12 protein-coding genes are annotated in these 12,771 nt (G+C 54.2%); 9 read left to right on the top strand and 3 right to left on the bottom strand.

Annotated features, from left to right (window positions below; genetic code table 11):
- The first annotated feature begins 72 nt into the window (after nt 1-72).
- From FOA19_RS07520 to FOA19_RS07560, 9 genes are all read left to right on the top strand, one after another.
- Entirely contained in the window at nt 73-672 is a 600-nt protein-coding gene (locus tag FOA19_RS07520) for a hypothetical protein (RefSeq protein ID WP_149090124.1), read from the top strand.
- A gap of 45 nt (nt 673-717) precedes the next feature.
- The gene (locus FOA19_RS07525; protein ID WP_149090125.1) at nt 718-1,029 is read left to right on the top strand and encodes a hypothetical protein; all 312 of its coding nucleotides are present in this window, start codon (nt 718-720) and stop codon (nt 1,027-1,029) included.
- Between the two features lie 82 nt (nt 1,030-1,111).
- On the top strand, nt 1,112-1,393 hold the full coding sequence (locus FOA19_RS07530) for a heavy metal-binding domain-containing protein (RefSeq protein ID WP_149090126.1): 282 nt from the start codon (nt 1,112-1,114) through the stop codon (nt 1,391-1,393).
- A gap of 49 nt (nt 1,394-1,442) precedes the next feature.
- Nucleotides 1,443-2,180: an SAM-dependent methyltransferase gene (locus FOA19_RS07535; protein ID WP_317132021.1), complete on the top strand. Its 738-nt coding sequence runs from the start codon at nt 1,443-1,445 to the stop codon at nt 2,178-2,180.
- 3 nt (nt 2,181-2,183) lie between these two features.
- Nucleotides 2,184-2,972 carry a ZIP family metal transporter gene (locus tag FOA19_RS07540; RefSeq protein WP_149090127.1) on the top strand — a complete coding sequence of 263 codons (789 nt, stop codon included), beginning with the start codon at nt 2,184-2,186 and terminating at the stop codon, nt 2,970-2,972.
- 234 nt (nt 2,973-3,206) lie between these two features.
- Nucleotides 3,207-3,881 (top strand): DUF2939 domain-containing protein, encoded by a 675-nt coding sequence (locus FOA19_RS07545; RefSeq protein WP_149090128.1) that lies wholly within the window; start codon nt 3,207-3,209, stop codon nt 3,879-3,881.
- Nucleotides 3,882-3,978: 97 nt separating this feature from the next.
- Nucleotides 3,979-4,809, top strand: coding sequence for a formyltetrahydrofolate deformylase (gene purU / locus FOA19_RS07550; RefSeq protein WP_190300315.1), 831 nt, complete (start codon nt 3,979-3,981; stop codon nt 4,807-4,809).
- Between the two features lie 206 nt (nt 4,810-5,015).
- Complete coding sequence (locus FOA19_RS07555; RefSeq protein ID WP_149090129.1) at nt 5,016-6,923, top strand: redoxin domain-containing protein; 1,908 nt, start codon at nt 5,016-5,018, stop codon at nt 6,921-6,923.
- A 148-nt stretch (nt 6,924-7,071) separates the two neighbouring features.
- Entirely contained in the window at nt 7,072-7,701 is a 630-nt protein-coding gene (locus tag FOA19_RS07560; RefSeq protein WP_149090130.1) for a hypothetical protein, read from the top strand.
- A gap of 50 nt (nt 7,702-7,751) precedes the next feature.
- Here FOA19_RS07560 and FOA19_RS07565 read toward each other — a convergent pair whose 3' ends face one another.
- From FOA19_RS07565 to FOA19_RS07575, 3 genes are all read right to left on the bottom strand, one after another.
- On the bottom strand, nt 7,752-9,119 hold the full coding sequence (locus FOA19_RS07565; protein ID WP_149090131.1) for a deoxyguanosinetriphosphate triphosphohydrolase: 1,368 nt from the start codon (nt 9,117-9,119) through the stop codon (nt 7,752-7,754).
- A 178-nt stretch (nt 9,120-9,297) separates the two neighbouring features.
- The gene (locus FOA19_RS07570; RefSeq protein ID WP_190300316.1) at nt 9,298-11,451 is read right to left on the bottom strand and encodes an IPT/TIG domain-containing protein; all 2,154 of its coding nucleotides are present in this window, start codon (nt 11,449-11,451) and stop codon (nt 9,298-9,300) included.
- 598 nt (nt 11,452-12,049) lie between these two features.
- Nucleotides 12,050-12,547: a YciI family protein gene (locus FOA19_RS07575; RefSeq protein ID WP_149090133.1), complete on the bottom strand. Its 498-nt coding sequence runs from the start codon at nt 12,545-12,547 to the stop codon at nt 12,050-12,052.
- Nucleotides 12,548-12,771 lie beyond the last annotated feature (224 nt).

Raw genomic sequence — 12,771 nt, forward strand, 5'->3', positions numbered from 1 at the left:
AGCGTAGGAAGCAGCAGGTTGGCAAGTGAAAAGTCATGTTACATGATACTTGCTACGTGATACCAGAGAATTATGCAACAACCAAATCAACGCGGCGGACAGCGGGTACAACAGCAGCAGCCTTTCAACCCCCTGGCCATCCGCACGAAGAAGAACCAGTTAGACAAAAACGATTACGCCAAGATGGCGCTGGTGCAGGTCTGGAAAAAAGAATGGTGGCGGGCGCTTATTCCGCTGGTGCTGTTCTCGCTGCCGGCGATCTTCGCCTTCTCTTGGTGGTGGGTAGCCGGTGCCGTAATCATGACGGTACTCTACATTCTGGTGCGTTCTGCGCAGGTGATGGGCGTGACCCAGATGGAGCAGAGCAACGTGCTGTTTGAGCGCGTCATGTTTGAGATTGACCAGCGCCAGATCCTCATGAAGCGCAACGACAAGGAAGGCATGGCCCTGCAGTGGGAGATGATTGACCGCGTGGTGCAGACCAAGGATGCCTACCAGATGTACCTCAAAGGCCCTGCCGCCGACCAACTGCCTACCGGCTGGAAAGGCTGGGTGGCCAAGAATTTCAACGTGCCGGTGTTCCTGCACCTGCCGTTCAAGATTTTCAACAGTCCCAATGACATCAAGCTCATGGAAAGTCTGTTGCGCCGCAAAAACTTTATTCCTGCGTAAGCGTCTAAAACCAGAGAAATCGTTTACGACTTAAATTTCCTAAAAATGATAAAAAATACCCTTTCCGTATTCGCCGTGGCCGGTGCGCTTTTGCTGGCTTCCTGCAGCAGCCAACCTTCTGACCTGCGCCCTGAGCTTAAAGTTTCTGCTGACAGCGTTCCTCCCGGAATGCGCAACAACACCGCCAACATTGACAACGCCCGCAACGATGAGGAAACCCGGGAAGATATCCTGATCAACCACGACGAGCACGAGAACCAAACCAAGCCAGGTGCCCAGAAAGGCACGCTTCCTACCCAGAAAAGCAACCAGCAGAACGCGGTAGAAAACAACGAAGCAAAAGACCTGCACGAATAATCAACTCTAGCTAGAAGCCCGTTTTTGGCATGTTTTCCCCAAAACAGACCAAGAACGGGCTTCGGCGTACCTTCTGATTTCTATGAGAAAGACTTTCCTTGCCTGGGCCCTTTTGCTGGGTACCCTAGCTTCTGTTTCTTCCTGCAATAGCTCCCCCAAAACGGAGGATTCTGCCGCTACAACAGCGCAGCAAGGCACTACCGCCGACAGCACCGCTGCCCAAGGCCAGCAGTTGGCCTACATCTGCCCTATGAAGTGCGAAGGCAGCGCCAGCATGGAACCCGGCAAATGCCCGGTGTGCAAGATGGACCTGGAGAAGAACCCTGCCTTCCAGGCCTCCGCAGACAGCACCGCTACCTTGTAAGGCCCTGGCCCAACGCCACGTGCTGCCCGCTTAAACTCCCCGCACCCGCATGATACAGCACCCGGAAGATTGGTTTCATACCTGGTTTGATTCTCCGTATTACCATCTCCTGTACAAGAACCGCGATGTCCGGGAGGCCCAGTACTTCCTGGACAACCTCCTGCGGCACCTTCGGCCCAAACCCACTTGTGAGCTCATGGACCTGGCCTGCGGAAAGGGAAGGCACGCCGTCTACCTCAACCAGCAAGGCTACACGGTGACCGGCCTGGACCTGTCTGAGCGCAGCATTGCCTATGCCCGGCAGTTTGAGAACGAGCGGCTCCATTTCTATGTGCATGACATGCGCGAGGTGTTCAAGCCCGAGGCGTTTGACTTCATCTTCAACCTGTTCACCAGCTTTGGGTACTTCTCCGCCGATTACGAGAACGTGATCGCGCTCAGGGCCAGCACGGCCTCGCTCAAACCCAGGGGCAAGTTCATCATTGATTTCATGAACACGCCGCGGGTGATCAATCGGTTGGTGGCCAGGGAGACGAAGGAAGTGGGCGGCATTGCCTTTCATATTACCCGCAAAGTAGAGGCGGGCTTTATCATCAAGACCATTAGGTTTGAAGACCAGGGCCAGTCGCATGAATTTATAGAAAGGGTACGGGCGCTCCAGTACCAAGAGTTTTTGGAGTACTTCCAGATGGCCCAGCTCCGGTTGGCAGGCGTGTTCGGGGATTACCACCTGGGGCCGTATGATCCGGAGAAGAGCGAACGTATGATTTTCATCCTGAAGAAATAACCCATGATAGTAGCGGTCTCCGTTCTATTTTTTACCGTTTTGGGCGCCGGCTGGCTCGTGCGTTTCCTGCCCCAGGACAACCAGCGCTGGCTTAAGCTGTTGCTGGCGTTCAGTGGGGCGTACCTGTTTGCGCTCACCATCCTGCACATTCTCCCCGATGTCCTGCTCAGTACCCAGGACCCGCACCGCGTGGGGTTCTACATTCTGGCCGGCTTCTTTCTGCAACTGGTTTTGGAGGTGTTCTCGCACGGCGTGGAGCACGGCCACATTCATGCGCATCCGCAGGGGAACGGGCATCACCACCACAACCACGGCACGGTGCCGGTGCTGTTGCTCACGTCGCTCATCATCCACTCTTTTCTGGAGGGCAGCGTGATGGTGCAGAGCCGCATGGCCGCCCAACAGGCGCATGAGCACCTGCACAGCCATGCCCACGTAACCGATAACTTCTACCACATTCTGGCCGGCATTGCACTGCACCACATTCCGGCGGCGATTGCCTTGATGTCAGTTTTGGTGGCGCAGCTGCACAGTTTCAAGAAGGCGTTCCTATACCTGCTCTTGTTTGCCGTGGCCTCGCCGCTAGGCTTGCTGTTCAGTAATTATGTGGCCCTGGAGAAACTGCTTTCCGGCGAAGCCTATACTGTGTTGTCTGGCCTGGTAGTGGGTAATTTCCTGCACATCTCCACCACCATCCTGTTTGAGACCAGCCCCGAGCACCGCTTCAACCGCGGCAAACTGCTGGCCACCATCGCCGGAGCCTTGATCGCCATCGGGGCGGGGATGCTGTAGAAATCCGTAACTAGAACCGTTCATAGAAGCACCGCCGCTCCTCCGTTTCCAGCCTGGTTTCCATAAAACTGGCTTGAAACGGAGGAGCGGTTTTCTTTTGGCGCTTTGCCCCGAACCGCTATCTTCATGAGACCTGAAACCAAGGAAAGAAAAATTCGCTCTGCAAGTCACACTGAGCCGGCGAACGCATAGGTTTTACGTAGAAAGGTTTCTACTCAGATTGAACATAATGCTATGAAGAAAATCATGGTTTGGCTCTCCATTCTGGTGTTGGTGAGCGCCGTAGGTTACTGGCTATACAAACGCTACGCCCAAGGCCCCGAGTTTTCGCTGTACCAGATAAAGAAAGCGGTAGATAACCGCGACCTGACGGCGCTGGAGAAGTACGTAGACGTGGACCGCACCACCGCCAGCTTCCTGGACCAAGCCGTACAGGCCGGCATGGCCGAGCTGCCCCAGAAAGAGCAGGCCCTGGCCGCCATGGCGCTGGGTATGGCCATGGCCTCCAAGAAGGAAGAAGTGCTGCAGACCCTGCGGGGCGGAATTGAGGAGTACGTGGCCCACCGGAAAGGCCTTGACGGCCGGCCCGAGACCGTGAGCGAGGAAGAGTGGCAGCAGTTGCAGGCGGTATTGCCCATCCAGAAACTACTGAAGGAGAACCCGCTCTCTAATGGCCGGCTGGAAGGTATTTCCTACGTGAACCGCACGGATACCGTGGCCGTGGTGGGCCTTGACCTGCGCGTGCCTTCCCAGCCCAACCCCGTAATTGTGGAGGTGAAGATGCGGGATCGCGACGGTTACTGGCAGGTGGTGGGCCTGCCCAATGCCGGCGTGGTGATGAAGCAACTGGGGCTCCTGGAGACGTTCAAACAGTTCAAGAACCTGCCTCAGATGAAACTGCGCCTGTGATCTCAGGAGCACAAATCCTTTTCCTATCTCTTTTTCCCTTTTGAGGCTGCTTTCTAAAAAATAGCCTTAGAACAACCTGCCTGCCAATTCTCAGCCCATGGTTAATTTTCTGCTCATTGACTGCCCAGACCGCAAAGGCCTCATCTTCACCATCACGCAGATTGTCTTCCGCAACAACCTCAACATCACCAGCAACGATGAGTTTGTAGATCGGCAACAAAACCATTTCTTTATGCGCGCTGAACTAGCCGGACAGGTGCAACCCGAGGTGCTGGTGGCCGAACTCAGAGCCGAGCTGCCACCCGAAGCCCACATCCGGCTGGTACCTGAGCGCAAGAAAGACATCGTGATTCTGGTCACCAAAGAGCACCACTGCCTGGGTGATCTGCTGCTGCGCCATGAGTACGGTGATCTGAACGCGAACATCAGGGCGGTGATAGGCAACTATGCCGAGCTGGACTCGCTCGTGTCCAGGTTCGGGATTCCGTTTCACCATGTCTCGCATGAAAACAAGACCCGCGAGGAGCATGACCAGGAAATGAGCCAGGTCATTGCCGCTTACGCGCCTGAATACGTGGTGCTGGCCAAATACATGCGGGTGCTGAGTTCCGGTTTTGTGGCGCAGTTCCCTAACCGTATCATCAACATCCACCATTCGTTCTTGCCTGCTTTCATTGGCGCCAATCCGTACCGGCAGGCCTACGAGCGTGGCGTGAAGATCATTGGCGCCACGGCACACTTCGTGAACAGTGACTTGGACGAGGGGCCTATTATTGCCCAAAACGTGATCCAGGTGAACCATACCCAGGATGCCCGCGACATGGCGCAGTCGGGACGCGATGTGGAGAAGATTGTGCTGGCGCAGGCCCTCAAGCTGGTGTTCGCCGAGAAGGTGTTCGTGAGCAACAACAAAACCATCATCTTCTAAAAGGCCTCGGCTCCCGCCGATTTCCTCAAAGACACGGTTCTTTCCTTCGGCAAGCGGATGGGGAAAGCCCATTTTCAAGCTAAAAATCAGAAAGTTAAACCTTTGTTAAACCTTAGGTAAGTCTAGGTTAAATACAGTTATTTCTTCATATTTACCATAGTCGTTCCCGTTGGGGAGATGCGTTCACTTGCTTTAATGGTACAATCATGAAGAATCTACTACTGCTACTGCTGTGTTTGTGCTGGCTTCCGCTGGCGCAGGCCCAAACCCCCACTGGCTCCCTCACCCTGAAACAGGCGCAACCCAAGGCAGGTCAGGAAGTACGGTTCACCTACAATCCGGCAGGCACGGTTCTGGAGAAAGCGGCCAGTGTCACGGCGCTGGTATACGCCTATGACCAGAACAAACCCAAGGCCCACGAGATAGAGCTCAAGAAAGTCAAAGCCGGCTGGGAGGGCAGGTTTAGGCCCGAGGCTGGGGTAGACGGCGCGGTGCTGCTGTTCAGGGAAGAAGAGACCTATGACCGCAACAACGGCAAAGGCTATTCCTTCTTTTTATATGATAACAAAAAGCAGCCGGTGCAGGGCGCGTTGTACGGCCTGGCCGCTGCCTACGCGGAATGGGGCGGTATGGTAGGAATCGAAAACGACGGTCTCAAAGCCCTGGATCTCCTCCGGCAGGAAGCTGCCTTGTACCCGGCCCAAAAGCGGGAGATGACCCAGACAAGAACCTACGCCCTGAGTTATGCTTACAAAGGGGAAGAAAGCAAGCAGAAAGTGCTGCAGGAACTGGAAGACCTGTCTAAAGAGCCTAACTTAACGGCCAAAGAATTGGGTTTCCTGGCCAACTACTACAACCGCCTGGAGCAGAAAGACAAAGGAGAGGCTTTCGGGGAGCAGGCCCGCGCTCTGGAGCCTACTGGCGAATTTGTGCAGACCCAGCGTCTGATGGAGTTTTACAACACGGAAGATCCCGCCAAAAAGAAAGAACTGGCGCTGGCCTTCGCGAAAGAGTATCCGGGGCACGAGCGCGTGGCGAGTCTGTTGAGCGGCATCGCGCTGGAATACGCTGAGGCCGGCAACTGGCCCGAGTTTGAGGGGTTGCTAACGAAGTACCCGGTGCTGGCTACTTCCTCCTTGTACAACTCGGCGGCCTGGCGGCTGTATGAGAAAGGCGAAGACCTGACCAAAGCCAAAGCCCTGGCCCAGAAAGGCTATGAGCTGGCTCAGAAAGAAGTCCAGCAACCCACCGAGCCCAAGCCAGACCTCTATGCCGCCACCGACTGGAAGAAGAGCCGCGAATATACCGTAGGCCAGGTGGCCGATACCTACGGCGCCATCCTCCTCAAAGAAGGGAACAAAGCCGCTGCCGAGAAATACTTGGCGGAGGGCTACAGTTACACCCGCGGCAACAGCCCCGACATCACCGAGCGGTACGCAGAGGTTTTGGCTTCTGGAGGAGACAAAGCCAAAGCCCGCAAAATCATGGAAGAGATGGCAGCCAGCGGCAACGGCACCGCCAAGGTAAAAGGCTACCTCAAAGACATCTACACCCAGCAGCAGAACGGCGAAACTGGGTTTGAGGCCTATCTGGCCAAAGTGGAAGCCCCCGCCCTAGAAAAGCTGCGCACCGACCTGAAACGGAAAATGATCCTGGAAGCTGCTCCCGCCTTTGAACTCCGCGACCTCAACGGCACTGTGGTGTCTCTGGCTTCGCTCAAAGGAAAGACGGTGGTAGTGGATTTCTGGGCAACCTGGTGCGGACCCTGCGTGTCCTCTTTCCCGGGCATGCAGCAGGCGGTGAACAAGTTCAAGGACAACGGCAAAGTGGCGTTTGTGTTTGTGAACTCCTGGGAGAGCGGGAAAGACAAAAAGAAAACCGCGGCAGATTTCATCAGCAAAAAGAATTACTCGTTCCAGGTGCTGCTGGATGAGGAAAACAAGATGATAGACGCCTATAAAGTACAGGGCATCCCTACCAAATTCATTTTGGACGCCAACGGCAACATCCGGTTCAAGAGCGTGGGTTTCTCCGGCAACAGTGACAAAGCCGTGCAGGAAATCAGCACGATGATTGACCTGCTCCGCCCCGAGTTACTGACGAGTGTGAAATAACCAATAAGGTAAGTCTATAAACAAAAAGGCCACTGCGTAAAGCGGTGGCCTTTTTGTGTTAATTTGTGGAAATCAGCCTCAAAACGCATCCTTTCTATGCGCCAGCCTATTATTAAGAATTTGGGTTGAGCCTTAAACGAAACCAGCTATGTTATTCAGGTTATTCTCCGCTCTTCTTTTAATTGGTTGTGTGTCTTGTTCTTTGAGTGACCCCAAAGAGGACTATCATGCTTTAGCGGCAAAAGAGATAAAAGAAAAAGGGTTTATAGCTTCAGGCGTTCTTGGCACTCCCAATGTATTAATTCAGGCAGAAGATTTCACCGGAGTGATCATTGACAAAGGAAACAAAGATATAGTTGATGATAGCGCCTTTACCCCAACAGTAGAAGAGGCGATCCTAGCAGAGAATATCATGCGGAATTGTTTCGACATCAATACGGTGGATTATGCTTTTGATTCAGCCTATATAAATAAAAGAGAAATTGAACCGCTGATGGAGTACCGAAGACAGTATTCTGGATTTTATAACGAAGAAGGAGAGCGGGTAATAGGAGTTAATTGTTTCAGACATACCAAAGAAGACTTTCATTCTTCTCCCCAATGGTTAAGAAGAATGAAATATGTCAAAGATGGTGGAAATAGATTCTGGAGAATCGAAGTGAACTTAAAGACAAAGCGTTGCGGAAGATTTAGAGTTAATGGACTAGCATTCCAGCAAAGGCAATTATTCAATGCCTCCCTAGTTCGCCCACAAGATCTTTCCAAGATGACAACGTAGGGGGTGAGTGTCCTGCAAAGAACAATCAGCAATCAACAATTAACAATCACCTAATACATCCTAGGCAAGTCAATCCCTTTGATCTTCCGGAACAGACTAATGGCGCTGCTGTCGGTGAGGCCTGAGATGAAATCGGTGATGTTGAGGATTTTCTCGTAGTTGTCCTCAGAGAGTTGGCGCTGCGGACCCAGGAACTGATCGGGTACCAGGTCCAGGTATTTGCGGTGTTTTCCGGAAAACGGCTCGAAAACGGCTTTCAGGAAAGCTTCCAGCAAGCCGCCCAGTACCTCAAAACCAGCGGCCTCAATCTCCAGCACCGGACGGTGGCGATAGATGCGGTCAATGGAGATTTTCTTGATCTCGTCCAGGGCGGCTTTCTGCTGCACCAGGTTGATGAGCGACTGGTCAAAAGTCCCGTTCAGGATGGCTTCTTCGTTATCCAGGAAAATGCCGGCGCATTCATAGATCAGGTTGTTGATGATGACGGCCCGCCAGACGCCCAGTTGCTCACGCCAATCATGGAAAGTGGTGCTGTGGGTTTTGCCCGGGCGTTCGTTCAACAGCGGATGCAGCAGCGCTGCGGCCTGTTCAAACGGAATCAGCCCCAAACGGCAGCCATCCTCAAAGTCAATGATGCGGTAACAGATGTCATCGGCGGCTTCTACCAGAAACGCCAACGGGTGCCGATGGAATGCGTGTTCGCCGGCCGGCAGCAAGCCCAATTCCTCGGCAATTTTCCTGAAATGCGCCTGCTCGGCTTGGAAGAACCCGTACTTTTTCTCGCTGGCCTTTTTGGTGCCTTTCACCACCGCATCGGAGGGGCGCGGATATTTGGTGAAGGTAGCCAGGGTGCTGTAAGTAAGGCGCATGCCACAGGAGCCGGTGCTTTGGCCCGGGTACGTGTGCGTGATGATCCGGAAACCGGCGGCGTTGCCTTCAAAGTTCTGCAGGTCTGAGATTTGGGCCGAGGTTAAGTCTTTCAGATAGTCAGCCGCCTCAGAGCTCCGGAAGAAAGCGGAGATGGCGTCTTCGCCGGAATGGCCGAGGGGTGGGTTTCCGATGTCATGCGTGAGGCAGGCGGCGGCCACCATGTCCCCGAAATCAGATTCCAGCATGCCAGGGTGCGTCTGCAGAATGGCCGGGTGCCGCTCCAGCAACACCTTGCCTACCATACGCCCCAGAGACCGGCCCACACAGGAGGTTTCCAAACTATGGGTAAGCCGGTTGTGCACGAAATCGCTCTCCGGCATGGGCATGACCTGCGTCTTGTTCTGCAGCCGGCGGAAAGGCGTGGAGAACACCAATCGGTCATAATCGCGCTGGAACTCCCCGCGCACCGACTCATCGGTGGCGTGTTCTTTGGTCTGAAGGTCAAAGCGTTTCTTGGAGATCAGGCGCTCCCAATTCATCTGTGGCATGGCAAAACTCTAAGCCCCGAAACTACGCCTCCCCAGCGTGCAATGCAAGGGAAAGCTCTGATTACGAGTGATTCTGTTTCAAGGCTGTTTTACCCAAAAGAGCCTTAAAACAGAGCGGGTACGGAAGACCAAATGCTTCCGTACCCGCTCTGTTTTAGAATCAGCCTGGCTAGAACACTTATTCCAGTTTCAGATACCTTAGAGTGCCGCTCTCGCGGGAGGTGGACCACCTGATGAGCAGCAGCCCGCGCACGGTAGGTATCTCGTCATCATCGTTTCCGGGGAACAGCGTGAGGTCATACCGGTTGGCTTCTGGGGTCACCAATATCTCAAAGCTCCGGTAGAGGCGGCCAGATACGTCGTAGATAGACAGGCGTACCCTTTCTTCCTGGGCGGCATTAAAGAACAAAGAAGTCTGGTTTCCGCCGGGGTTAGGGGCTAGTTGCCGCACAAAGCCCGGTCCTGCCACCTGCACCACATCAGAATACTCAGTGGTGTTGTTGGTCCTCACCAGCCGCAACCGGTAGTAGTTGAGCTGGGAGAATGGGTTGGGGTCTACAAACTCATAAGACTGCGGGGTAGTGGGGCTGCCGGTGGCGTTCACGGTGCCAATGGTGGTGTAATTCTCCCCATCGGGGCTTCTTTCTATGGCGAAGGCGGTGATGCCGTTTTCCTGTTCCGTGGTCCACTGCAGCAACACCGTGCCCTCGGTGGTGAGTTCTCCCTCCAGTTCAATCAGCTCCACCGGAATGGCGCAGGCGTTGGCCGGCTTGGGAACCATGGGGTCTACATTGCAGGGGAAGGCCGTGGTGCTGCGGTCCATGACATACTTACCACCGTCTATGTCGCTTATCTGGTTGAGGGTTCTGGAAGACGGGCCCCGGGCCACCGCGTAGTGCATGATGGCTCTAGGCAGGATAAGGTGGCTTAGCTGATGCCCATGCCCTAACTCATGCACCAGCACCGACGGAAAATCGAACTGGGTGGTGGTGGAGCCGTCTGGGCCGTACTGCCAGTCGCCGCGCGGGGAGTATTCCATGTCGATCTCGTCTACCCAGAAGTTCACCGTAGTGCCGCCCGAGATACAGCCCTTGTACCGGCTGATGGTTCTGCCCAGCACGTTGGCGGGCAACTCGCCGGAGGCGGCGAACCGTACCGAGTTGATGCCGTCATCGGCGGTGCTGGCCACAGGGTCATTGGAAGCGGTGATCCAGTTCACGAACGTGTTACAGGACCACTCATTCATGGCGCGTTTAAAGGCATACAGCGCCGGGATATTGGTCTCAAAGTTGGCCGAGAACCGGAAGGTGTAGCCGCCCAGGTTGTTTTGGTCTATGAGCCGGGGCTGGTAGCTCTGCTCAGGGATGTTCCGTTCGTCGTCTTCGTAGCTTACGTTGGAGTACGCGAAGATAATGGTGAGGGGCGCGGCCGAGGTAGCGGTGTTGGGGTCGTTGTTCACCACCCTGAAATCGCCGGTGCCAGCGGTGCCGCCGTCAAGGCCGTACGAGGGTACTTTTACTCTTATCTGGGTGTTGGTCCAGCTCACGTAATCAGAGGCTAGCGGCTGGATAAAGGTCTTGCCTCCGTCATCGGCGTTGCGGAACTCCACGTAGCCGTTGCCTCTGGTTGCCCCAAAGTTGGTGCCGTTGATGGTGAGCACATCGCCGGTGCCCGCCCGTAGGGTCAAAGGACTGAAACTGGAGATAAGCGGAATGGCCCGCCGCTGGTTCTGCGTGCTGGCTTTGGGTTTAAGGGCCAGTTCCAGTTCTGGATTGGCTTTTACAGAGCGTATAGGAGTGCCAGAAAGGCGCGAAAGCGAACCGTACAGTTCCAGCGGAATAGAGCTGTATTGCGCAAACGGGTCTTTGGCCGTGCCCTGCGTTAACTGGTACCTGATGAAGCCCTGCAAACTCCCGAACACCGTGTACCGGGATTGCGCTTTGCCCGCTTGCAGGAAGAAAACGCCCTGTTGATTTGTTTTCAGTTGCAGCGTGGCAGAGTACGTCTGCATGTCCAGGCCTACGCGGCCGCCCTCAGTGATGATCTCCACGGTGGTAGCCGTGGGCGTGCCTTTGAACACTTTGTAGATCTCTACCTGGTTGGCGGTGTAGATGTTCTTGTGCCCTTCATCCCAGAAAGAACGCTGGCTGATTACTTTTCCTTCCACCACCACTTGGGCGGCCTGCGTGCGCTCTTCCAAAGACAGCGGAATAAGCAAACACGCGTCCTGGGCCCGCACGGCTGTGTTGCCCAACAAGCCAAAAGCCAGGAGAAGGGCAGCAAGAAGGTTCTTAGGTAAGCATGAGAAAAGACGGGTAAAGCGATGCTTCATATAATGACTTTGAATAGGGACTGCTGGTTGGAAGATAGTGCAGGGTAACGCCGGTTGTGAAAGATACTGGTCTGGAGACATCAATGCAATATCACTACGGATAAAATAGCCCCTTCGGTTGGGTGCGGTCGCTTCTGGCGGTAAAAAAAAGAGGCACTTACCCAGTACAGATAAATGCCTCAAAAGCTAAACAGAAACTACTTCGGGTTGAAAACGGGCAACTGGGGTAAATTATTGTGGATCAGGGGAAACATAGCCGTTGATTTTGACCACTTTCCAGAAAATCGGGCTAGAAACAATCCATAAGCAGCCGAGCTATGAAAAGGATGGTTCCAAATAAACGCTTCTTAGGCCTGAGTTGAGGGAAGATGCTGTTAGAAAGAGGAAGTTTTAGGTGGATTTCTGCTGCCGGAAAAGGAGAAGAAGGGAGGGCTTGAAAACACAAAAGGATCCGGCTAAGTCAGTCGAATCCTTCTGGTACGTTACACAACAACTATTTCCCCTCTAAAACGGAAGTAGGTATGTGCATATTGTATGGCGGTAAAAATTTATTTTCCGTTTTAAGGCTATTTTTTCTGAAACAGCTCAAAAGCGGGCTTTACTTAAGTTTGGCGCCTTTCTGGGCAAACCAGGGGTGCAGTTCCATAATCAGACGGCCGGCTTTCACGGCTGGGTCGGCTTCAGTGAGCGCTTTGGCTTCCTCCATGGTCGCGACGTTGAAAATAAAGATGCCGCGCAGGTCGCCATCGTCCATGAACGGGCCGGCCAGAGTGAGCTTGCCCTCGGCGGCCAGCTTGTTGATGTGGGCCATGTGCGCGTCCTGTATTCTCATGGATGTCAAAGAGTCTTGGTTGCGGTTGGGACCTTTCTTCAGCAAAGCCATGAAATAGAGCTTCATCTCGCCCTCGGCCGGCTCCTTGGTCACGGGTTTCACCTGTTCCTGGGCGGCGGGCTTGGCGGGTTCTGGCGTGCCTTGTTTGGCGGTGGCTTTCGGCGCTTGTTTGGCTGGTTCTTTGGCAACGGGTTTGGTTTGGGCCTGGGCCGAGGCAGCTCCCCAGAAAAGTCCGGCCAACAGTAAAATGTGCTTACATCGCATAGTGGTGAGAGGGTGTGTGGGTCTGTATGCTTACAATTCCTGAAGATACGAGGTTTGTGACCAGATACCTGACAAACCCGCTTCTGCTCCCCGGGTCAGCCTGGTTTTAGGTCTGTGCCGGGCAGCGTCGTGCCGATATTCTTTATTGGGAATATAAGAATGTTTTCTCTAATATAGTATAGCTGCCCGCCCGCCAGATGCCGCATTTTGAATGGATTGAACCG

The organism is Rufibacter hautae (assembly GCF_008271695.1).
GTDB lineage: Bacteria > Bacteroidota > Bacteroidia > Cytophagales > Hymenobacteraceae > Nibribacter > Nibribacter hautae.